This window comes from Bacillus sp. CDB3, from assembly GCF_002081505.1.
Lineage (GTDB): Bacteria > Bacillota > Bacilli > Bacillales > Bacillaceae_G > Bacillus_A > Bacillus_A cereus_AT.
The window spans coordinates 88,286-110,099 of record NZ_ALBR01000060.1; the positions used below are offsets into that span (position 1 = coordinate 88,286).

The following is a 21,814-nucleotide window of genomic DNA, read 5'->3' on the forward strand; positions in this document are numbered from 1 at the left end:
AAAGAATCAACCACCACTTACTGGCGGAATCATCGCTACAATATCGCCAGTTTGAATGATGTCATCCTCATTTGCATACTCTTCATTTATGGCGACCGTAATCTCGTTTGAAATTGCTACGTTATATTCCTTAACCAGAACTTCCTTTAGTTCAGCAACCGTAATATTTTCACAATCTATGTGCAAGGCCGGTTTGCTTACTTCTTCTTGCAAATGTGCAAATAATAATACTTCAATCATATTCTCATCTCCTTTCCAGGCTCGCCATTTACATATGCTATTTTCTCTAACTGATCACCTATCCATGACTCACCATCTTCCCAAAACTCTTTCTTCCAAATCGGAACAATTTGTTTTATACGCTCCATAATATATTCATTCGCCTCATAGGCCGCTTTCCGATGTGGTGTAGAAACAGCGACGACAACAGCAAGGTCAGAAATTTGCAATGTACCAATGCGATGTGTAATTGCCACATATGTCCCAGGCCATTTCTCTCCTACTTCAGTACCAATTTTCTCAAGCTGTTTTTCCGCCATTGTTTTATAAGCTACATACTCTAAATAAAGCGTACGACGTCCTTTCGTAAATTCCCTAACAGTACCAATAAAAGTAGTAACCGCACCACATTCACGCCGAATTACTTTATTTGTAACACTTTCAATGGTTCTGGTGCAAAAACTCTAAAGCTTGTGCAATGAATTTGTAAATCTTGGATAGACTGATAGTACTATTCTATAAAAGGTGCGTGATCAGTATGGAAACAGAGAATGTATTTAAGTGGAAACATTATCAACCAGATATTATTTTGCTAACTGTACGTTGGTACCTGCGGTACAACCTAAGTTTTCGCGATTTGGTGGAAATGATGGAGGAACGAGGATTATCCTTAGCCCATACAACCATTATGCGTTGGGTTCATCAATATGGACCAGTTTTAAATGAGCGTATGCGAAAATATTTGAAACCAACGAATGATTCTTGGAGAGTTGATGAAACCTATCTGAAAATAAAAGGAGAAAAAATGTACTTATATCGTGCGATTGATTCTGAAGGAAACACGATTGATTTTTACTTGAGTCAGAAAAGAGATACGAAGGCAGCCAAGCGCTTTCTAAAGAAAGCTTTGGCTTCTTGTCATGCGGCAAAACCTCGTACGATTACTGCAGATGGTGACAAAGCTTATCCGGTTGCGATACGAGAATTAAAAGAGGAAAAGTACATATCACACTGTACGCCACTTCGTGTGAAAAAATATTTAAATAATATTATTGAACAAGACCATCGGTTTATCAAAAAACGGATCCGAAATATGCTTGGATTGAAATCATTGCAAACAGCTAGAAAAATGATTGCTGGAATAGAAGCCATGCATATGATCAAAAAAAGGCAACTTAAATTAAGGGATCAGTCTGTTCAAAATCAGAATATATGTATCCATCAGGTGTTTGACGTAACTGCCTAAGAGCTGATTCCGATAGGAATCTATGTCTTGTTTGGTCTTTGTTCATTATTTGCACCAGAACCCAAATGATAAAGACAACCGGTATGATAAAGTATTAGCTATTGAAAAGTACTTCACAGACAACTCTTTTGTATACGAAACAACGAATGTCTTATTTCCTGCCAAAAACCAAGATTATGTAGATCAATTCCTTTTCGATACGAAAAGCGGCTACTGTAATAATTTTTCAACGTCTATGATTGTACTACTTCGTTCTGCCGGAATTCCCGCCCGCTGGGTAAAAGGATTTACAGAAGGAACTCCCCAGAATACAAGTGCTAGTGCTGAAGGTGAGAATGTTTATAAAATCGCGAACGATAACGCACACTCTTGGGTCGAAGTATATTTTCCAGGATACGGGTGGATTCCATTCGAACCAACAAAAGGATTTACAAATCCCTATAATTTCACAAATAATACTCCTGCTCCTGCTTCACAAAATAGCGAAGAAACTAATTCTCAAAACGCGCAAATGCAAGAGCGGAACAATGAAGCAAAACTCAAAAATTTAATAGAAACTACAGAGGAAGCCTCTACTAAAAAGATTACAAATTCTAAAACTAGTTTTTCTTGGTGGTACGTATTCCTCTCTATGATACCGGTTAGTATCATGGTATACATTCTCTTCATTACTAGAATGAAATGGATTACTTTTTTTATTATTCATTTCTATAAATACCGAAAAGATGATGCTGTTTATCCAAAAGCTTACGGTGCACTTTTAAAACAATTTGCGAGAATTGGCATACCACGGGGTGAAAGTCAAACATTCCGAGAATACGCTCTTCGCATCGATACACTTTACAACTCGGCCGATATGCAACAACTTACTTTCAGTTATGAGAACGCTATGTATCAAAAGGGCCCGGTCGCAGCCGAATGGAAGAAATCCGTACACTTATGGGAAGTGCTTATGAAAAAAGCAGCTTCTCCACCTAAATCAAATGACTTCAATACAGTGATTTAATCTTGATAATGTGAGTTTAAAGAAAACGCCTCAAAGAACAAAGTAGTTCTTTGAGGCGTTTTTTAATAAAGTGAAACTCCTAGTTATTCCCCAAGTACCTTTTCAATCTCAACCTCTAAATCCACCGGCTTCGTCTGCGGCGCAAAACGCCCTACTACTTTCCCATCTTTTCCAATTAGAAACTTAGTAAAGTTCCATTTCACTGCTTTCATACCAAGTAAACCTGGTGCTTGTTCTGTCATGAATGTATACAGAGGATGAGCCTTATCACCTTTCACATCAATCTTTGCAAACATCGGGAAATTCACACCATAGTTTAATTCACAAAAACTAGTAATATCAGCTTCCGTTCCCGGCTCTTGTCCTCCAAATTGATTACAAGGGAAACCTAGTATTTCTAATCCTTGATCTTTATATTTATCATATACTTCTTGTAATCCTTTATATTGCGGTGTAAAACCACATTTGCTAGCTACATTTACAATAAGAAGTGCTTTTCCTTCGTAATCTTTTAACGATTTATCTTCTCCTGTTATTGTTTTAGCTAAAAAATCATAAACTGTCATTGTTCCTACCCCTCTCTTCACTATCATTCTATGTTTTTACTATACTACATTCGTGAATATACAGCTCTTATTACGTACTTACACACTAAAATGATAGCGCTTTATTTTTGTTCAAAAATTCGACACAATATACTAGACTTTTATGATGGAAAGTTTTACAATTGAATTGTGAACAAACTGTGACAGTTTATATTTCCATTATAAAAGAAAAGGATGGTGTTCATTATGAAAACTGCACAACATGAAACAATTTCAAATCGCGAGTTTTATTTCGTACTATATATGATGTTATTGTATGTTACTGGTTGGGTAATCGATGTAAATGGTTTATTCTTAAGCTCCTACTTTAATTTAGCAGGAGAGATTATGCTTCCAATAGTTGGAGGTATTGTTGGACTGTTCGTTATGTCTATCAATAAAGAACAAACGAAATAACAGCGATAGAAAAAGGCAGAAGACGAGCTTTCGTTTTCTGCCTTTTTGCATTTTTAGCGTATAATAAAAAACATAAAAGTATATAAGGAGTGGTAAAGATGAAAAAAGTAGAACAATTATCTTCTCACCTATATCTTATTGATGATTACGATTTACAACATATTGAACGAACAGGTACGTACGTTTTATTAGGTGACGAAATTACTTTAATTGAAACTTGTGCAGCCCCTTCTCTTCCTTACATTTTAGATGGCTTACAACAATTACATATTGATTTAAAAGATGTAAAAAACATCATTGTTACACATGTTCATTTAGATCATGCAGGCGCAGCTGGGCTAATGATGGAAAAATGTCCAAATGCTACTTTATTTGTGCATTCTCGCGGTGCTCGTCATATGATTGATCCAACAAAACTCATTTTAGGTGCAAAAGCTGTGTACAAAGAAGATTTTGATAAACTTTTTGATCCCATTCTTCCAATTGAAGAAGAACGTGTTCGTATTGTACAACATGGTGATACGTTAAAAATTTCAGAAGACCGTACACTTACATTTTACGATACACCGGGACATGCGAAGCACCATATTAGCATTCATGATTCATTAACAAACGGCATTTTTACTGGCGATACAATAGGAATTTATTATAGAGAACTCGCAGATCTTGATGTAGAACTATATCTACCATCAACGTCTCCTTCACAATTCCAGCCAGATGCGATGATTGCTTCTAAAAATCATATTCAAAGTATGAATGTAGCTACTATTTATTTCGGTCATTACGGCGCATCATCCAATGTTACAGAAGTATATAACCAACTTGAACATTGGTTACCTATTTTCGTTGGTACTGGTAAAGAGGTCTTTGAAAAGTATAATGATTTCGATGAAGCGACTAAAGCTTTACAAACTTTATTAATGGATAAAATCTCTTCTCATCTTACAAAGTTAAACGTTCCATCAAATCATTCCGTTTATAACATTTTACATCTAGATATAGAAATTAGTGCAATGGGCATTATTGATTACTTAACGAAACAAACAAAATCCACAACTAACTAATTGAAAACGAAGATATATACAACGCAGTTTTCGTATATATCTTCGTTCCTTGAATATATTTTTAGTAAAGGATGGTGGAATGGAATGCAAAAAGTGATACTTTACCTCTGCTTTACATTATTTATCATCTTATTATTATTTGTAGGAGTGAAAATTCAATTTTATTTAGAAACAGATGCGCAAGTGCACTTTAACTTTTATCCAAGGTTATTCTACTATACACTCTTCCCTCTTTTGGTCGGCATTTTATTACGATTCCTTCAATCCATTAATCACGAAACAAGTAAACACAACTGGGGCTTTCAGCCGGATAAGTTTATCGCTATTACAGTCCCTACAATATTAATTTCCTTTTCTCCAGCTCTACTCTTTTCACCAGTTGGCAAATACCTACCCTATTTAACTAATATTATTCTTGTAAATACAACTTTCGTTACCATTATTAGCTTAATAGCTGGTTACTCACTTTTAGATTGTTTTATCCAAAAGGACAATGCGAATATGAAAAAATATAACTGATGACCAATTTTTAAGTATCGTTAGTTACGGCGGCTTATTTATAATTGCGATATTACTTGTAAAGGTCGCTATATATGCCGTAAGGAAATTTAAATAATAGCAAAACGAGTATGAAATCCCGTAGATTTTATACTCGTTTTTTATTATTCATATAATTAATACACAATAGGAAATTTATGTTAAATTAAAGGAAGTCGTGAACTAAATCAAAATACATTTCAAACAAGGGGGACTTATTATGAAATTAGGGACTTTCTCGTTTCTAACGTTTATTGCAAGTATATGTTCTTTCTTTATTTTAAGAGGCCCTAATGCGAATTTAACGTTAATCATTATGATTCTAAGTATACTTTCATTACTCGGCATTATTTTTGCGATAGCATCAAAAAATTGGTTATTCGGAATAGTTGGTACTGCATTAAATGGTGTAATACTAGCATTTGTATACTTCCTCTTGCTAGCAAGAGGAATAGGTGGTTAATATATTTACATTCCAATAAGGAAAGCTCAAAGCTAAAGCTATGAGTTTTTTACTTATCTCACCTTTTCATCTACATACTCCATAAACTGTTCTGCTTTAATAAATTTTTCTTTGTACGCCTCAGGTACTTTGTCTGCTGTTATTCCGCCACTCGATTTCGTTTTTACTAATATGGTTTGATACGCCATTAATGCTTCCATATATTGTTCATACTCTTCAGGAGTTAATACTTCTTTACTAGATTTATGACCATTTAATTTATCAAAATACGGCTGAAGCTCCATTTCTACCTTTTTCAATTCCTCTTTTTTAGCTGGTGATAATTGATCATAATCAATATTACCGTTCGAATCCCCGTACTCAAGCTTTGCATTTGTTAATTTCTTTAGTTCTTTTGAAAACTCTTCATATTCCTTTGCACCCATTTCGTCTTTCGCTTGTGATAACTTTGCATTAAAACGCATGTATCCTTCTAATGTTATAGCTCCGGCATGCTTCTTTAAATTTTCAAACGACCCGTATATACCATCTGCCATAATAGATTGATAAGCAAAACCAGTTGTCGGGATTAAAAATGCGGCTGCAAGCACTCCTGCGATAAGGCGCTTCTTCCTTTTACTCCCCCCGCTCTTCATTTTTATTTGAACGATTACTTTTCTTTTAACTCCGGCGGAGCAACAATCCCCTTCGCTTCTTCTTGTATAGATTCTCTAACTCTACAATCTAAACTCATTTCACATTCCCTACCTCTCCTAAAAAGATTTCTTCTATTTGTTCTTTTTGGCGTAGTTTCTTTAATGCGGCATGGATTCTAGATTTCACAGTACCGATTGGAATATGTAATATTTGTGCTACTTCCTCTTGTGAGTAATCGTGTAAGTACCTCAAAATAATAACTTGCTTCAATTTATACGGTAATTTATGAATGAGTTCGATTAGTTTTTGATTTGATAGTTTACTTACAACATCGCTAGAAAAATCCATTTGTACTGGTTTTCTTTGCTCTTCTGCTTTTTTTACAATTCGCAGTCGCATCCATCTCTTTCTTCTATAAGAATGAATTTGTTTAATTGCAAGTCCAATTAGCCAAGGACGAAATGGCTTCTCGCTATCATATTTACGAAGCGATTCATATAGCTGTATGTATATTTCCTGAACGATATCATCTACATCCGTTTTATCTTCTATTAAAAAATGTGCTGTCTTATATACTTCTTGAATCGTTTTATCATACAATTCGCTATATGCTTCTTTATTGCCTGATAAAGTTAATTGGATTAAATCTGTATACACCGTTTCATCCTTCATGTACCTTCCCTCCCTTGTCATACACTATATATTGGCAAGTAATTGATATTTCGTTCGATTTTTTCAAATTTTTTTTATATACATTAATATAATGATCCAATGAGTTCATAAGCTTCACTTATAGCCTTTCATAACAATTATATAATTTTCCAATTCCTAATGAATATTTAAAATAATATATATAGTCAAATTTAGGAGGATGTATATGAAAGCTATCGTTGTAACTTCATTCGGTGGTCCTGAAGTGTTGAAATATACAGACATGGATATTCCTACAATTTCAGATAATCAAGTTTTAATTCGCGTTGTTGCTACTAGTGTTAATTTTGCCGATATTAAATCACGTTATGGCAAAAAAGGAAACAAAGCCTTACCTTTTATCCCAGGGATAGATGCAGCTGGTATTGTAGAACGCGTAGGTTCTCATGTAAAAAACATTTATCCTGGCCAACGAGTCATTACTTTTCCTCAAAATGGTTCTTACGCTGAATATGTTGTTGCAAATGAAAATCTTACTTTCGTATTACCTGATGAAGTTGATTTCCAAACTGCAGCCGCTTGCCCTATCGTATCTTTTACAAGCTACAATTTACTTGCAAATGTTGCAAGACTTCAACAAGGTGAATCTGTTCTAATTCATGCAGCTGCTGGAGGAATTGGTACTACCGCGATTCAACTCGCAAAATTATTAGGGGCTAAAAAAGTAATCGGGACTGTCGGAAGTGAAGCAAAAAGAAAAATTGCTTTAGATGCTGGCGCTGATTATGTTATTTGTCATCAAGATGAAGATTTTGTAGAGCAGGTAAATCGGCTTACAAACGGAGAAGGCGTTAATATTGTTTTAGATTCTATTTCTGGTACTGTGTCCGAAAGAAGTTTAAAATGCCTTGCTTATTACGGTCGTCTCGTCCATTTCGGCAATGCTAGCGGAGAAGTTGGTAGTTTTCAAACGAAAGATTTACACGCAAGTTGCCGTTCTATACTCGGTTTCAGCTTTGGCACTACACGGAAAAAACGTCCTGAATTGCTTCAAGAAACTGCGAATCAAGTTTTCCGTTATTTACGTGATGGAAGGTTGCAAATTAAAGCTACGAAATCTTTTCCTCTTCAAGACGCAGGGAAAGCACATGAATGGGTCGAAAGTAGACAAAGTACAGGGAAAGTAATACTAAACGTTCAGACAGCTCCCTAGAGTGAATACTTGAAATAGAGGTGTTATTCATGGGATCACGAATTATGCATGTTATTATCGCTAACGGTATTGCAGAGAAACTATCTATTCAAGATAAAACTTCTTTCTTACTTGGAGGTGTAGCCCCTGATGCGGTGCATTCAAAAGAAGAAAAAGGAACCTCACATTTTTACGCTGGCACAACGAAGAACTATACGAGAAGGATAGATTTCAATTCTTTTTTTCATAAATATAAAGTTCATATGGATTCCCCTTTCCTCTTAGGCTATTATACCCACCTCATTGCCGATGATAATTGGCTAAGTGGATTTTTTCTACCTTGGCTAAAAAATAGAATAGAAAATGACAAAACTATCGCTCCTATGTACTATAACGATTTTAAATTGTTGAACGCAAAGTTGCTTCATCATTACGATAAAGAACAACAACTCTTCTCTCTTCTCAATCAAGAGGCTCACATTGTGGATATCGAAGAAGTTTCTAAAGAAAACGTTTTAGCTTTTCGAAAATACCTTTTTGAAGATATGCTATACCCTGAGCAACACTTGCACGAAAACTTACAAGTGTTTTCATTTGATCAAATCGTTGGTTATATTGAGACTGCAATTGAAAAAGGAACATTTTTTATAGAACAACTCGCTAACAAAAAATTTACTTCAAATATTTAATCCCCCTCATTATATACAAGGGGGATTTTTACATAACTATATAATTATTTATTTTTTTCCATAACCGCAAAGTAATTCCCTTCACTATCAGCAAAGTTAAACACTTTACCAGAAGGCATAGTTACCATTTCTCCAACTGTAACATTTTTATTTGTTAAATCTTTATATAGTTGATCAAGATTTTCTGAGAAGAACATTAAAGACGGTGTACCAAGATTCAATTCCGGGCTCATTTTGGAAATAACTTCTTTGTTATGTAGTATGATACTCGTTTCAGCATCATTAGTTGGAGCAATTTCAATCCATCTCATTCCTTGCTTATTATCTTCCTCTGCAATTACATGAAACCCTACTTTTTCAGTCCAAAAATTTACTGCCTCATCTTGATTATTTACATATAGCATAATTTGTCCAACTTTATGAATCATTTATTTTCCCCCTAATGGTTTTGATATTCTAAGTAGCTTTCTACAGGTGCTCTTATTAATCCTTTATATTTTATATGTGTTTCTTCACGAAATTTATCGACTGACTCATTCCATTCAATGCACATACAAAATTAGAAACTAACACTATTGCCGTTTTTTTTCGATAAATCGATATCCCCTATAGAATCGTTGATATATTTGAAATTACTATGTGACAACTTACAAACAAAAAAGACGTAACTACGCATAGTTACGTCTTTCCATTCATTTATCTAGGTTTTTTCTTCCCAGTAAATGCTGGTTTCTTTTTCTTTGGTTCTTGTGGTTTCGATTCTACAAATGTTCCTTTGAACATTTCTTGTTTCGTAAACACGATACCCAGTTTTTTCGCAAATTGCAGTAATTTACGTTCTTCTTGTTGTGTTACAAGAGAAACTACTGTTCCTTCTTTACCCATACGTCCAGTACGTCCTGAACGGTGAATGTATTGGTCTACAGTGTCAGGTAACTCTAAGTGAATTACATGTGTTAAATCATCAATATCTATTCCACGTGCTGCAATATCAGTAGCAAGTAGAATTTCTAATTTCCCACCGCGGAATGCACGCATCGTTGCTTCACGCTCTTGCTTGCTTGCCTCTGCATGAAGAGCTGCTGCTTTCATTTTACGGAATTTCAATTTCTGAGTAATTTCATCTAAACGGAATGGGTCATTTAAGAAAGCAACTGCTTTTACATCGCCCATATGCATAATTCTTCTTACGTAATCATTTTTTTCGCGTCGCTCACAAATGATATACGTATGCTCAACTAAGCTTTTTGATTCTGCACGTGTTACACGTACTAATTGTGGTTCAACTGCTAAATCACGTGCTGCATCTTCTGCCGCTTTTGTCATTGTTGCTGAGAAGAATACTAATTGACGATCGCGCATCGTTGATTTAATTACATCCTGTGCAGCGCCCATCATTTTTTGCTTTACAATTTGATCAAACTCATCAAATACAATTGTTTTCACTTCATGCATTTTTAGCTTTTTCATACGAATTAATTCTAAAATACGGCCTGGTGAACCGACAATTACTCTCGGGTGTTTCTTTAATTTTTCAACTTGGCGCTTAATATCTGCACCACCAATTAAAGATGCACCTGAAATTTCAGTTCCTGCTGTAAACTTTTGAACCTCTTCATGAATTTGCATAACAAGTTCACGAGTTGGCGCTAAAATTACAACTTGAGGTTGTTTAACTTCAGGATTAATTTTATGTAAAAGTGGTAATAAGTACGCTAATGTTTTTCCTGTTCCAGTTGGAGATTCAGCAATAACGTCTTGTCCTTCTAAAATAGTTGGAATTGCTTGTTTTTGAATTTCAGTAAACTCTTTAAAACCAGCCTTCTCCCAAGCTTGTTGTAAAAATGGTTGCATATCTTTTATCATTTGTTTTTCTCCTTTATCTCTATTTTTGAAGAAAATGTTGTATTGTTCGCACCGTTTCTATCATGTGTGAAATAACAGCTATTAAATCATCAACATGGTCTTCTGTAATTGCTTTTTGAAATAGAACCTCTACCTTATTATGATATGAAATCGCTTGCTTATTATATTCGTATGAAATTTTCTGCGTAATCATTCGCTCTTTTCCCCAGATAGAATGCAATAAAGCTTCAATTTTTTCGCATCCTACCTCTGGTTGTTCCATTTCGAACGAGAATTCCAGCTTCATTTCACAACCTGGTATAAACTGAGGTACTTCTAATATTTCACCTGATAAATTCTTTGCATCAACAGATAGTGAAAATGTCGCCTCTACCATCGTTTTAAATGGTTCTGTTAGTTGAAATGAAATACTATACATACGACTTAATGAAGCAAGGTCCATCACATCTTTTCGATCTGTTACGAGAATATCACCGTGTAAATCGAAATCATAGACAGCTCCTTCCACAATTACCTTTAAATTTTCAAAAGCAGTTGGATCAAACATAATTTCCTCCAAAAAACAGGCGCCTTTCGATGGAAAGGCGCCACTTGATGTATATATAGTTTACAGATAAACGAGATGAATTACAACCTTTTAGAATAAACCTACTGCTTTTCCATCTTCATTTACATCCATTTGCAGCGCAGCTGGCTGTTTCGGAAGACCTGGCATTGTTAACATTGTTCCTGTTAACGCAACGATAAACCCTGCACCAATAGATGGTTTTAATTCACGAATTGTAACGATAAAGTCAGATGGGCGACCTAATTTCGTTGCATCATCAGAAAGAGAGTATTGTGTTTTCGCCATACAAATTGGTAGGTTACTCCAACCTTCTCCTTCATATTGAGCTAATTGCTTACGTGCTTTCGGAGCAAATTCAATATCTTTTGCACCGTACACTTTTTGAGCAATTGTACGAATTTTTTCTTCTAATGGTAATTCTAATTCATAAAGTGGTGCGTAGTTGTTTTCACCTTTTTCAATTTCTTTTAACACTTTCTCAGCAAGGTCAACTCCGCCTTGGCCACCCTTCTCCCAAACCTCCGTTAAGGATACTGCATAGTCACGCTCATTGCACCATTCTTGTAAGTATGTAACTTCTGCATCTGTATCAGTAATGAATTTGTTAATAGCAATTACGAATGGAACACCGAAGCTTTGAATTGTTTCAACATGTTTCTGTAAGTTTTCCATTCCTTTTGCTAATGCATCTACATTTTCTTCTTTTAATTGATCTTTTGCTACGCCGCCATGCATTTTAAGCGCACGAATAGTCGCAACAATAACAACTGCTTCTGGTTTAATGCCAGCTGCACGAGCTTTAATGTCTAAAAACTTCTCAGCACCTAAATCCGCACCGAATCCAGCTTCTGTAATAACATAATCACCTAATTTTGCTGCCATTGTCGTAGCGATAACACTGTTACAACCGTGAGCGATATTCGCAAATGGTCCGCCATGAATGATAGCTGGTGTATTTTCTAATGTTTGTACTAAGTTCGGTTTTAATGCGTCTTTTAATAATAATGTTAACGCACCTTCTACACCTAAATCTTTTACTGTTACTGGTTGATTTGCAAAATTATAAGCGACAACAATGCGAGATAGACGCGCTTTTAAATCTTGAATATCTGTTGCAAGGCAGAATACAGCCATAATTTCAGATGCTACTGTAATATCAAAACCGTCTTCACGTGGTACACCTTGAACCGGTCCACCAAGGCCAATTACTACGTTACGAAGGGCACGATCATTTAAGTCAACACAGCGTTTCCAAACGATTTTACGCGTATCAATCCCAAGTACGTTTCCTTGTTGGATATGATTATCAATAAACGCCGCTAACGCGTTATTGGCAGTTGTGATCGCATGGATATCTCCAGTAAAGTGAAGGTTAATGTCTTCCATTGGTACAACCTGTGAAAAACCGCCACCTGCTGCTCCGCCTTTTAATCCCATTGTTGGTCCAAGAGATGGTTCGCGAAGTGCAATTACTGTTTTCTTACCAATTTTATTAAAAGCTTGACCTAAACCAACTGTTACTGTTGATTTACCTTCTCCTGCTGGAGTTGGGTTAATCGCTGTTACTAAAACAACTTTACCGTCTTTCTCATCTTGTAAACGCTTAAAAATATCAAGAGATAACTTGCCTTTATAATGTCCGTATGGCTCTAGTTCTTCTTCTAAAATATTTAAATTAGCTGCAATTTCTTGAATCTTCTTCATACTTGCTTCTTGTGCGATTTCAATATCAGATTTAACTGTTGTAGTAGTTGTCATATACCCTAGTCCCCCTTTAATTGGTTCTGATGATATTGTATCAGTTTTTTGTATTTTCTGCACTTATTTACCTCCTAAAAATTCTTTGATTTTGTTATACATTTTTTAACATAAATACCCATAAGAATGTTAACGATTGTTGTAACTCTGTAGGCAGTTGACCTAACATCTTCTCATTTACTCCGCGCTTATATACGCCGGTGCCATCTACAACTTCAAAACCTTGTTCTTTCGCTAACTGTTCAAATTCCCAAGGCATCATTGTATTGCAAACAACATCTTTGCCGTATAGGCGCGGATAACTATTCTCTCTCGGTTTTGCTGTCGGTCCTAAAATTGCAATACATGCGTATCCATCTTTCTTTAAAACACGTTTTATTTCATTTAATGCTTGTAATGGCTCCTCAGTCCATTCTAAAGAATTAATTGCCATTATTGCTTCAAATTGCTCATTTTCAAATGGTAATGCAGAAAGATCACCTTTTATAAAAGATAAATTTGAGCCCTCTCCGCGTTCCTTACCCTTTTGAATCATCACTTCCGATAAGTCCACTCCAACTGCTTTATACCCAGTAATACTTAATTTATATGTACCATATCCATCACCACAGCCAACATCTAACACTCGTGCTTCTTTTTCCACGTACTGCTCAAAAAATGGAATGATTGTACTCCTGCTCCCGCTATCCCACATTTCTTGACTATTTTGATTCCAAAACTCTGCATTGTTATCCCATTTTTTCTCTGCCGATTCATGCCAATTAAACTTCGCCATACATTCCCCTACCTTCAGTTATTATCATTCATTTCATTCTACATCATTTTCCAAAATTCCTGTTTATCTTCATAAGGAGATAAAGTGAAACTTTAATCAGTGGGGATTTTGTTCGTCCCCCACTGATTATTAGCTCTCACCAATCGGGCTTTTACAGGCAATCCGGCTCCCACCTAACTTCTTTGCTCCAGCCGAATTTTGAGGCAGGAGCCTTACTGCACGGCAAATAGCGGGATGTACAGGATAACAACGGCATCTATTTTCTCCAATTTTTGCTTTACTTGGGTTTAACTCATACTCATGTTCTTTTCCTTATGAAAGATACTATAGATACACCCAATTGAAAGAGAGGGATGTACATGCGAAGAAAGAGGAATCATCATTTTAAAAGTGGTGAAAAAAACGAAGAGTATGCAGCTGAAATATCACCAGCTGGTATTCCGATTAGACATGAGCGCAAAGAAATTGCAAATGAAATAGAAGGTACAAATACCGGAGCAATGATAGGCTATGTCGCATTATTTCTTTCGTTATTCTCCATTGCTTTTTATCCTGTTACACTCGGCTCCCTTGCGATTTTAGTCGGCTTATTAGCTGTCAACTTTGGAGCGAGAACACTTGGATATACCGCAATTGGCTTTGGCAGTTTTTCTGTTTTATTCACTTTACTATATCCGCTTGCTTTATCAGCGTTTTAAAAAAAACACACCAAGTTATACTTGGTGTGTTCATTCATGATACAACATGATATGACCGCATCCACAACAATGCTTGGCTGTAATTTCTTGAAAGACTGGATAATTTTCTTCGTCCCTTTGTTCAATAAACACCTTTTCGAATCGGTACATATTTGGTGCATATGCCCAATCTTGTTTCGTACGTGCATATAATGTTGAAGAAAAAAACTCCTCACCACCACAAACGATACATTCCTTCTTCATTAATACCCCTCCTATGCTTGTCTTACTTCATCTATATGAACATAAACATAAAAAAAAGACCTTCTATTACTAGAAAGTCTTCTCTGAAACAAAAAGAAATGTACCAAACATCCCTACTCCGCTATATTCTTTTGTAACACCAGCTTCTGTTTTATACGTTTGCTTTACAGTCATAAAGAAAACACCATTTCGCGCATCAATACTTTCAAACTGTAATTTTTCTTTTTTTTCATCTACATTTTGCGTGCATTCAAAGCTACTCTCGTCACATTTCAATGCATACTTATCCTCTAAATACAATTTGAAATCTGATTCTTTCGGACAAGTTATAAGTAATATCGCCACGAGAATAATACTTACCATACCCACAATTGTATAATATTTCTTCATTTGTTCTCCTTTCAAAAGACAAGAAAACTTGACTTCATGCGCCAAGTTTTCTTAGTCTACTACCCATTGCCACTCTTGTTCTTTCTTATCAAAAATGAGCCAACCTGTTTCTGTTGCGTCCGCTTTCAATTCATCGATATTATCTAGTACCTCATCCGTACTTTCGAATGATCCTACTACATATACCGGAATCTCAAGACCTCTTCTTGACTCAATTTTCCCCGCTAAATCAATGTATAACCCATCTTCCATTAACGGAACAAGCCCAAGGATAACTTCCTTTGAAATTGCTGGGAAAATTTTTGATTTTTGGAAGAAAGTAAAACGTTTCTTTCCAAACGAACCGAGTTTATATGGAATTACTTTACTTAGCATTCCTACAAAATCACCGATTCTACGGTAATACACTTTGTTGTACCAACCGTCATCATGTGAAAAATAAACGAATCTATTTTTCAGTAACGGGAAAAACGTTCTTCCAAGTGGTTCTTTTTTGTGAGCCAAATATAATAATTCTGCAATTTCTTTTGGCTCTAACTCATCTAAATCGCTTGCATCATCAAAATCTACCCAACAAAATTCATCAAATTCATCAATCTCTGCTTGAATGAGTTTATGTATGTTTTCTTCCTCGACATATTCAAATAAAGTATGATAATGAAAATCTGTCCACTCAAAATTATGCTTTAAAAGTAATACTTGATGAAGCGGTGAAGGGATGTTACTTGCAAACTCTTTAAACGTAATTCCAGATGTAATAAAACAATGACCCCGACGATTACCATTAATATATATCATATTGTTTACTTGGTCAGATCCTCCAGACAAAGCACCTAGCCACCTTCGTTTTGTATGTTTCAATTCTATAGCATATTTTAACATGAAAAATTTTAGAAACATAGAAAAAACTTCAAAAACTATTTACAATTTCATGTGTTTTATTACATACTGATTACAAGAAAAAACGCCTGCTCATAAGCAGGCGTTTTTAAAGGATATCATCTGGGTTTTGATGGTGATGATTTTCCTCTTTCTTTTCTTCTTTTTGGAACATCGATTGGATTTTATCGATTGTTTGTGGAGCTAATTCAATCATTTTTTCCGCTAAATGTGTCGCATTTTGTAAATGAAGAATATTTACCCCGTCTTTATTCACAACTAGAAATGCTACCGGTGTAATTGAAACTCCACCCGCGCTACCGCCACCAAATGCAGGGTTACCACTCGCTCTTTGTCCATCATTCGTCTGGAAATCAGAACCTCCTGCTCCAAAACCGAACGCTACTTTAGAAACCGTTAACACTACACCACCGTCAGCCGTTTGAACAGGCTCTCCAACAATCGTATTTACATCGACCATTTCCTTCAAATTTTCCATTGCTGCTTTCATTAATCCTTGAATTGGATGATCCACCGTTCATAACCTCCTTTGTCATATCTTTCCTAGTTTTTCCGAAACTTTGTGAACTAAACATAAAATTTTATATTGATTTCAAAAATTGAAAGTTGTAATATTTAGAAAAATGAAAAAAGAGGTCGATTCGTTATGATGCGAAAATTAACAAAGAAAGACCATGAACAAGTATTCTCTTTTCTAAAAGAAGAAGCAGCCCTTAACCTGTTTATTATTGGAGATATAGAAGCTTTCGGTTACGAAACAGACTTTCAAGAATTATGGGGAGCATTCGAAGAGAATGGAACATTAAAATCGATTTTACTTCGCTTTCACGATACATTTATACCGTATAGTAAAGATGAGTTTGTCGTTACTTACTATGAGGCACTTCTTTCCGCATATAAGCCGCTTAAGCTCTCTGGCAAGTCGACTATTGTAGAAAGATTTGAAACTGCTCCAAGTGTACAACTAGGTACCAAAAATGAAATGTATTTTTGCGAATGTCTAGATGACAACAACTTACCTAGCACACCAATTCATGAAACAATTAAACTTGCCTCACTCGATGATATAGAACGAATTATGAAATTACGAAAGAACATCGCTGAATTCCCGACTGCTAATGAATCAGAAAAAATTTTAAGGCAAGCTATCGAAACAAATACAGGACGTACATACTATATTGAAAAAGACGGTGCAATCATCGCATCCGCCTCTACATCCGCTGAAAATTCATTATCGGCTATGGTTGTTGGAGTCTGTACACATCCGAATCATCGCGGGAATGGATATGCTTCGCTCATATTACAGAAAATGATCCAAGACTTTACGAAAGAAGGCCGAACGCTTTGCTTATTTTATAACAATCCAGCTGCCGGACGAATTTATAAGCGATTAGGATTTAAAGATATTGGGATGTGGACTATGTATCGATAATAAAAAGCCGTGTTCGCTTAATTACGATACTTTAGAGGTTGAAAACGTATAATGAGGAATGTTTTTGTTCAATACGGTTGTTGATACCGTTCACTCTTAACGATGTTTATCGTTATCCACATTTTACCGCACATCTTACTATTTGTACAAGCCGTAAAGTGTGGATTTCGTTAAATAAATACCGCAATAAATTGCGTTTCCGACGAATTTATCAAAAAAAAAAGACGTAGATAATGAAATCCACGCCCCCCTCTCGCAATTATTGCGCCTTATACTTCTCGAAAAATTCATAGAGCGCAATCTCTACAATTTCATCACGATTCAAACGATGCTTATCTTCGAATCTATCTAACATGGTACACGCTTCCTTGTCGAGATTCACCGTTCTGCTGGCTCTCTCCCTCGCTTCACTTTTTCCGATACGCACATATAAAGAATGAATCGCATTTGTATTCTTCTGCGGATCGCTAGATTTCGAAACCTTCTCCTTTTGTTGAGCGATATGATTAACTGCGGTTTTAGTCGCATCCCATCCGTTAATTATCTCTCGCAGCACGTTCACTTCATTTTTCGTTAAGCCCTCGTTTAGAGTTTCCGATCGTGAATTATCAGTATCTACTATAAATTCTCTAATATCCACATCCAAAGGTTGTTCGCCTTTAGACGTAAAATGCCAACCTAAACCGCGGTTATATTCATAACCCGCTGCTTTCAGTGCTTTGGATAACTTCTTGTGACTTATCTCAATCTGTTTTGCTACTATTAATATTCTATTTTCTTTCAACATCTGTAATAAATCTTTTATATTCATAGTTGTTTTCCCCCTTTTTATGCTTCTCTTTCTATTATAGGGTTTCGCAATTTGCGAAATAAATATAAATGCATAATTGCATTTTAAAAGAAAGAAAGGCGAGATGATCCCCGCCCATTTTCGCTAAACCTATCGACCTCTTGCCCGATCTTGCTGACATACAATTACTCCCTTATGAAGTCACTCGAAGTTCTTCGAATTTAGATCGATTGAAATTTTCACGTCTTTTAGTCTCATAACAAGCCTCTCCATTTCATTATACGTATCCTAAAAGCATTCGTCGCTTGTATAGCCTCGTTGGCGTTTCTCGTATGCGTCAATGCCCGCATTACCTCGCTTAACCTTCCTATATACTTGCCATTTGCTAGACTCTTCGCAACGTACTAGATTAAAACCGTCGCGACCGTATATTTCCGCCCCTACTCGTAACATAGTACCTACATTTTCTTTATCTGATTTCGTTAATTTGTCTAAATGGTCTAAGAATCTCGCTCTTCTTAATCGTGTCATTTCGTAGCCCCCGATAATTACAATAGTTGGGGCGATATCGTCCGCCCCTGACATTTATTACTTCTTCTTATTTTGCTCGACCGTGTGAGTACCGTCCGTCTTGAATTTAACCGTGATATCATTGCCGTAACGGTCGTTAATTCCGTACATGATACGACTAATATTGCGATGTTTAATTTGCTCGCCTTGCTTCGCTTCGATTTCGATTACTGTTTTCATTTTGTAATACCTCCGATTTAATCAGCGCGGGACGTTCGGTGGTATACCGATCGTTCCCGCAGCCTTGTTATTTATTTGATCGTTTTATTCGGTAATTAATGCGCCCTGCATATCTTTATTTTGCATTTGTACCTTTAGAACGCGATCGCGATGATCTGTTAAATAATCGTCTGTTTTATTCGCATATTCCATTAACGTATGTCTGCCGCTGATTTCTTCGAATGGACGACCTAAAATCGGCTCTGATGCGAATTGCATCTTTTCCATTTCCGATACTGCTGCGATCGTTTGTAGCGCCTCTTGGTGTTCGATTGGCTTGCTCGCCTTGTTTAATTTATTGAATTCGTTTAGTAATCCGTATCGCAGTTTCTTCACCTCTAGTCCGTTAGGCTCTCGACTGATTACCAATTGGCTTAGCGTTAAAAATTCCTCTTGTACGCTCGCTGCTAACGATGGGTGTTTCGAAGCCTTTTCCACTAGCGTTTTTAAATGCTCGACGCTGCGATTATGATCGAAATTCAACATAATATTTCCGCGTAATTGGATTAAGTCCGCATCGAATAAGCGTTGTGCGTGCTCGTCCACTTTCGGCAACTGCTTTACGAGCTCTTTCTCAGCGATTGCCTTCGCCATTGATAGCGCGTGTTTATACTTATTGTGGCGATCATTTAGAAGTGATATCGCAGCTACTTCGTGTTTTTCTTGTAGTCGTTTCTTTTCGTGTGCAATCCCGTCCGCGGATAACATTTTATTTTCTCCGATCTTCGTTTTTTGATCGCGGTATAGTTGCACCATTCCCAGTACTTCACCTGTTAGTGTTTTTTTGATTTCTCTAGCCTCTAGAATTCGTTGTTTAGATGTTTTCATTTTGTAATACCCCCGATTAGTTTTTATTATTTGTTTGATTTTCTCTTATCGTTCTGATAGATATAATTAACGCGGCTGATCGCATATAGTGCAGCGGTATCGCGCGTTTTCTTGTGTCTCGCCTGCTCGTATAGCCATCGGAGTTCATTGACTCCAATCGGCTTTTCCTGATCGTTTAGCGGCGTCGGCTCGAATGTGAGCCCATCGACTATTTTTAAAACATCTTCGTCGTGTCCGATCGTTAGATGCTCACCATGATAGTTAACAATCATGATCTAGTCGCTACCTTTCTTTGTAACCGCTGCGTTAATTCCTGCGTTTCCATCGCATAGAATAGGGAATCTAATTGTTTGTAATTATCTTCGCCCACGAATTGAACGATCTTTTTAACGCTATATTGACTCGCTATCGATCGACCTACTTCCCACGCTGATACGCTTTTCTTGTCTGCTCCGATAAGGTCGGCAAACTCTCGTTGACTGACGCCCGCTAGCGCTCGGATCAATCGAAGCTTGTCGCTCGTAATTTGATACATTAACATTCCTCTTTTCCTCGTGTGCCGTTATCCTATTAAGTTATGAACAACGTTACATCGTATATTTAAATAAAAATTAGGTATGCGAATCGGGCAAATAATCCGCGTTACATGCAAGTTGACCTTTTTCGTATGTTGCCGAATTTGGTCTTTTATTTTGCCCTCAACCGTAATTTTCCGTAATATAATCAAGCACTACCGCAGTATATAGGAGACTGGCGATTTTATGTGATTTCCTGCGATGGCGAAAAGGGGTTAAAAACGGATCGTCCGTGATCGTATTAACGCGATCCAATCGTTAACCGATCCAATGGATAGCGACGAGGAAAGGAGAGAACCCCCGCCACTTTAAAAATAATCGGATAGTATCAAAATGACAGAAAAAAAGTGATAACCCGTTGCTTATTCCCTACATACTTATGTACAACTATCTCGGTATTTATTGTATACGTTGTTACATTTTCTTTAGTTTTTATTACATCGTTTCTTTTTCCGTGGTCGATTTAGCTAGGACAATCCGCATAGCGTAGCTTTCTCGGCAATACGGACACTGTTTTTACGCTATATCGATATCACCCCCGCTCTCATATTCTTCGACTAGCTCTATAATTCCGATGATGCCCGCACGCGTTACGTATAGATGTCGATAGATCGCGCCGTTGTACTCGCGCTTAGTTTCGTGGATTCTAAACCATTTCTTTCTTCTATACTCGCCGATTGGTCGGTAAATGCCGCCAGTCTTGCGCTGCCCTAGTACGCCTAAAAGTTGTAATATGGATCGCAGTGCATTCGAGGACATCCCGTCCAAATGATTTACGCCGATATGATCGAATGGCACTAAGCTATCGTCCTCTATGAATTTCGTTACTTTTTGTTCTGCTGCTTCTCGCTTTTCCTTCTCGTATTTAATGATAGTTTCGTAGGACTCGATAACCTCGACGGGCATATCGCCAATTAATGCATCATACTTCGCAGCCTTTTCACGTAATTCGACTAACTCGGCATCGATAGCCTTTGTTCTCGTTTGGTTGTCGGCATTATCTCGGATATTTAATAACTGCGTTCGAACTTGTTCCGCAACCTTACTACCGTGTAGTAGCATTCCGAATCGTAGTACGGCACGAGCTGAAAATAGTCCGATCGTTGAGTTAGGTATTTCCGCAGTCGATCCGTCGTCTAATTCCAATCTATATAAGCCGTGTTCCACGGTATATGCACGGGTAGACAGTTTGTCTACTAGTAGTTTCTTTCCTGTTGTTAACATATACCCGTCGCTTTGAATCTCTTTTCTAAAACGTGAATACGTTTTTTGGATCGTTTTTAATGGCACTTCGTAGAATTCGGCGATTTGTCTTGTCGTTACCATTCCGATATTAGGTAGCAGTACAAGCGCCTTGACCTTCTCTAATACGTCGATGCGATCCGCCAATTCATCGCGTTTCCTTCTCGCATCGATGATCTCGGCAACCTTCTGTATCATGAGTGTTGGATTTAACTCGATTATTAGATCTTTTTCTCGCATTTGTATTACCTCCATT

General features: G+C 36.7%; 30 protein-coding genes and 1 pseudogene. 10 read left to right on the forward strand and 21 right to left on the reverse strand.

Annotated features, from left to right (window positions below; translation table 11 throughout):
* Positions 1 to 6 precede the first annotated feature (6 nt).
* Positions 7 to 240 (reverse strand): molybdopterin converting factor subunit 1, encoded by a 234-nt coding sequence (gene moaD / locus CDB3_RS13685; protein ID WP_128854864.1) that lies wholly within the window; start codon positions 238 to 240, stop codon positions 7 to 9.
* Positions 237 to 665: a molybdenum cofactor biosynthesis protein MoaE gene (locus CDB3_RS13690; protein ID WP_128854865.1), complete on the reverse strand. Its 429-nt coding sequence runs from the start codon at positions 663 to 665 to the stop codon at positions 237 to 239. The genes moaD and CDB3_RS13690 overlap by 4 nt, the downstream gene beginning before the upstream one ends.
* 92 nt (positions 666 to 757) lie before the next feature.
* Here CDB3_RS13690 and CDB3_RS13695 point away from each other — a divergent pair, with 92 nt between their 5' ends.
* Positions 758 to 1,465, forward strand: coding sequence for an IS6 family transposase (locus tag CDB3_RS13695; RefSeq protein ID WP_128854866.1), 708 nt, complete (start codon positions 758 to 760; stop codon positions 1,463 to 1,465).
* 64 nt (positions 1,466 to 1,529) lie between these two features.
* A pseudogene (locus tag CDB3_RS13700) lies at positions 1,530 to 2,471 on the forward strand (DUF4129 domain-containing transglutaminase family protein); the annotation flags it as partial.
* A gap of 83 nt (positions 2,472 to 2,554) precedes the next feature.
* Here the strand turns inward: CDB3_RS13700 and bsaA are convergent.
* Entirely contained in the window at positions 2,555 to 3,037 is a 483-nt protein-coding gene (gene bsaA, locus CDB3_RS13705; RefSeq protein WP_128854867.1) for a glutathione peroxidase, read from the reverse strand.
* Positions 3,038 to 3,262: 225 nt separating this feature from the next.
* Between bsaA and CDB3_RS13710 the strand changes: the two genes are divergently transcribed.
* The 4 genes from CDB3_RS13710 (at position 3,263) to CDB3_RS13730 (ending at position 5,536) form a co-directional block, all read left to right on the forward strand.
* Complete coding sequence (locus tag CDB3_RS13710) at positions 3,263 to 3,472, forward strand: DUF3925 domain-containing protein (protein ID WP_000844980.1); 210 nt, start codon at positions 3,263 to 3,265, stop codon at positions 3,470 to 3,472.
* A gap of 98 nt (positions 3,473 to 3,570) precedes the next feature.
* Positions 3,571 to 4,536: an MBL fold metallo-hydrolase gene (locus CDB3_RS13715; protein WP_128854868.1), complete on the forward strand. Its 966-nt coding sequence runs from the start codon at positions 3,571 to 3,573 to the stop codon at positions 4,534 to 4,536.
* 84 nt (positions 4,537 to 4,620) lie between these two features.
* Entirely contained in the window at positions 4,621 to 5,055 is a 435-nt protein-coding gene (locus CDB3_RS13720; protein ID WP_128854869.1) for a hypothetical protein, read from the forward strand.
* Positions 5,056 to 5,293: 238 nt separating this feature from the next.
* Positions 5,294 to 5,536 (forward strand): hypothetical protein, encoded by a 243-nt coding sequence (locus CDB3_RS13730; protein WP_128854870.1) that lies wholly within the window; start codon positions 5,294 to 5,296, stop codon positions 5,534 to 5,536.
* A 53-nt stretch (positions 5,537 to 5,589) separates the two neighbouring features.
* Here the strand turns inward: CDB3_RS13730 and CDB3_RS13735 are convergent, their stop codons facing one another.
* Both CDB3_RS13735 and CDB3_RS13740 read right to left on the reverse strand, forming a co-directional pair.
* The gene (locus tag CDB3_RS13735) at positions 5,590 to 6,171 is read right to left on the reverse strand and encodes a DUF3600 domain-containing protein (protein WP_128854871.1); all 582 of its coding nucleotides are present in this window, start codon (positions 6,169 to 6,171) and stop codon (positions 5,590 to 5,592) included.
* A 94-nt stretch (positions 6,172 to 6,265) separates the two neighbouring features.
* Positions 6,266 to 6,844 carry a sigma-70 family RNA polymerase sigma factor gene (locus CDB3_RS13740; protein ID WP_097829658.1) on the reverse strand — a complete coding sequence of 193 codons (579 nt, stop codon included), beginning with the start codon at positions 6,842 to 6,844 and terminating at the stop codon, positions 6,266 to 6,268.
* Between the two features lie 205 nt (positions 6,845 to 7,049).
* Between CDB3_RS13740 and CDB3_RS13745 the strand changes: the two genes are divergently transcribed.
* Complete coding sequence (locus CDB3_RS13745) at positions 7,050 to 8,036, forward strand: quinone oxidoreductase family protein (protein WP_128854872.1); 987 nt, start codon at positions 7,050 to 7,052, stop codon at positions 8,034 to 8,036.
* Positions 8,037 to 8,065: 29 nt separating this feature from the next.
* Positions 8,066 to 8,704 (forward strand): hydrolase, encoded by a 639-nt coding sequence (locus CDB3_RS13750; RefSeq protein ID WP_128854873.1) that lies wholly within the window; start codon positions 8,066 to 8,068, stop codon positions 8,702 to 8,704.
* A 44-nt stretch (positions 8,705 to 8,748) separates the two neighbouring features.
* On the opposite strand, the gene CDB3_RS13755 is transcribed toward CDB3_RS13750, so the two are convergent.
* The 5 genes from CDB3_RS13755 to CDB3_RS13775 form a co-directional block, all read right to left on the reverse strand.
* Positions 8,749 to 9,132, reverse strand: coding sequence for a VOC family protein (locus CDB3_RS13755; RefSeq protein WP_128854874.1), 384 nt, complete (start codon positions 9,130 to 9,132; stop codon positions 8,749 to 8,751).
* 268 nt (positions 9,133 to 9,400) lie between these two features.
* Positions 9,401 to 10,570: a DEAD/DEAH box helicase gene (locus CDB3_RS13760; protein WP_128854875.1), complete on the reverse strand. Its 1,170-nt coding sequence runs from the start codon at positions 10,568 to 10,570 to the stop codon at positions 9,401 to 9,403.
* A 19-nt stretch (positions 10,571 to 10,589) separates the two neighbouring features.
* Positions 10,590 to 11,117 carry a hypothetical protein gene (locus CDB3_RS13765; protein WP_128854876.1) on the reverse strand — a complete coding sequence of 176 codons (528 nt, stop codon included), beginning with the start codon at positions 11,115 to 11,117 and terminating at the stop codon, positions 10,590 to 10,592.
* Between the two features lie 90 nt (positions 11,118 to 11,207).
* On the reverse strand, positions 11,208 to 12,896 hold the full coding sequence (locus tag CDB3_RS13770; RefSeq protein ID WP_128854956.1) for a formate--tetrahydrofolate ligase: 1,689 nt from the start codon (positions 12,894 to 12,896) through the stop codon (positions 11,208 to 11,210).
* A 94-nt stretch (positions 12,897 to 12,990) separates the two neighbouring features.
* Complete coding sequence (locus CDB3_RS13775; RefSeq protein WP_128854877.1) at positions 12,991 to 13,671, reverse strand: class I SAM-dependent methyltransferase; 681 nt, start codon at positions 13,669 to 13,671, stop codon at positions 12,991 to 12,993.
* Positions 13,672 to 14,030: 359 nt separating this feature from the next.
* On the opposite strand from CDB3_RS13775, the gene CDB3_RS13780 reads away from it, so the two are divergent.
* A complete protein-coding gene (locus CDB3_RS13780) occupies positions 14,031 to 14,369 on the forward strand; it encodes a hypothetical protein (RefSeq protein ID WP_001253195.1) in 339 nt (112 codons plus the stop codon).
* Between the two features lie 30 nt (positions 14,370 to 14,399).
* On the opposite strand, the gene CDB3_RS13785 is transcribed toward CDB3_RS13780, so the two are convergent.
* The 4 genes from CDB3_RS13785 to ytfJ form a co-directional block, all read right to left on the reverse strand.
* On the reverse strand, positions 14,400 to 14,612 hold the full coding sequence (locus CDB3_RS13785; RefSeq protein ID WP_000711203.1) for a hypothetical protein: 213 nt from the start codon (positions 14,610 to 14,612) through the stop codon (positions 14,400 to 14,402).
* A gap of 69 nt (positions 14,613 to 14,681) precedes the next feature.
* Positions 14,682 to 15,002 (reverse strand): hypothetical protein, encoded by a 321-nt coding sequence (locus tag CDB3_RS13790; RefSeq protein WP_000761190.1) that lies wholly within the window; start codon positions 15,000 to 15,002, stop codon positions 14,682 to 14,684.
* 51 nt (positions 15,003 to 15,053) lie between these two features.
* Positions 15,054 to 15,830 carry a hypothetical protein gene (locus CDB3_RS13795; protein WP_000014098.1) on the reverse strand — a complete coding sequence of 259 codons (777 nt, stop codon included), beginning with the start codon at positions 15,828 to 15,830 and terminating at the stop codon, positions 15,054 to 15,056.
* Between the two features lie 160 nt (positions 15,831 to 15,990).
* Positions 15,991 to 16,416, reverse strand: coding sequence for a GerW family sporulation protein (gene ytfJ / locus CDB3_RS13800; RefSeq protein ID WP_128854878.1), 426 nt, complete (start codon positions 16,414 to 16,416; stop codon positions 15,991 to 15,993).
* A gap of 132 nt (positions 16,417 to 16,548) precedes the next feature.
* Between ytfJ and CDB3_RS13805 the strand changes: the two genes are divergently transcribed.
* Positions 16,549 to 17,334 (forward strand): GNAT family N-acetyltransferase, encoded by a 786-nt coding sequence (locus CDB3_RS13805; RefSeq protein WP_128854879.1) that lies wholly within the window; start codon positions 16,549 to 16,551, stop codon positions 17,332 to 17,334.
* Between the two features lie 259 nt (positions 17,335 to 17,593).
* On the opposite strand, the gene CDB3_RS13810 is transcribed toward CDB3_RS13805, so the two are convergent.
* From CDB3_RS13810 to CDB3_RS13835, 7 genes are all read right to left on the reverse strand, one after another.
* Entirely contained in the window at positions 17,594 to 18,145 is a 552-nt protein-coding gene (locus CDB3_RS13810; RefSeq protein ID WP_097829667.1) for a CopG family transcriptional regulator, read from the reverse strand.
* Between the two features lie 267 nt (positions 18,146 to 18,412).
* Positions 18,413 to 18,655, reverse strand: a complete 243-nt coding sequence (locus CDB3_RS13815; RefSeq protein WP_097829802.1) for a hypothetical protein — start codon at positions 18,653 to 18,655, stop codon at positions 18,413 to 18,415.
* 57 nt (positions 18,656 to 18,712) lie between these two features.
* The gene (locus tag CDB3_RS31695) at positions 18,713 to 18,874 is read right to left on the reverse strand and encodes a hypothetical protein (RefSeq protein WP_179139702.1); all 162 of its coding nucleotides are present in this window, start codon (positions 18,872 to 18,874) and stop codon (positions 18,713 to 18,715) included.
* A gap of 84 nt (positions 18,875 to 18,958) precedes the next feature.
* Positions 18,959 to 19,741 (reverse strand): hypothetical protein, encoded by a 783-nt coding sequence (locus CDB3_RS13820; RefSeq protein WP_128854880.1) that lies wholly within the window; start codon positions 19,739 to 19,741, stop codon positions 18,959 to 18,961.
* A 26-nt stretch (positions 19,742 to 19,767) separates the two neighbouring features.
* Positions 19,768 to 20,013: a hypothetical protein gene (locus tag CDB3_RS13825; RefSeq protein WP_128854881.1), complete on the reverse strand. Its 246-nt coding sequence runs from the start codon at positions 20,011 to 20,013 to the stop codon at positions 19,768 to 19,770.
* On the reverse strand, positions 20,010 to 20,276 hold the full coding sequence (locus CDB3_RS13830) for a helix-turn-helix transcriptional regulator (protein WP_179139703.1): 267 nt from the start codon (positions 20,274 to 20,276) through the stop codon (positions 20,010 to 20,012). Before CDB3_RS13830 ends, CDB3_RS13825 begins: the two co-directional genes overlap by 4 nt.
* A 556-nt stretch (positions 20,277 to 20,832) precedes the next feature.
* Positions 20,833 to 21,798, reverse strand: a complete 966-nt coding sequence (locus tag CDB3_RS13835; RefSeq protein WP_128854882.1) for a phage antirepressor KilAC domain-containing protein — start codon at positions 21,796 to 21,798, stop codon at positions 20,833 to 20,835.
* Positions 21,799 to 21,814 lie beyond the last annotated feature (16 nt).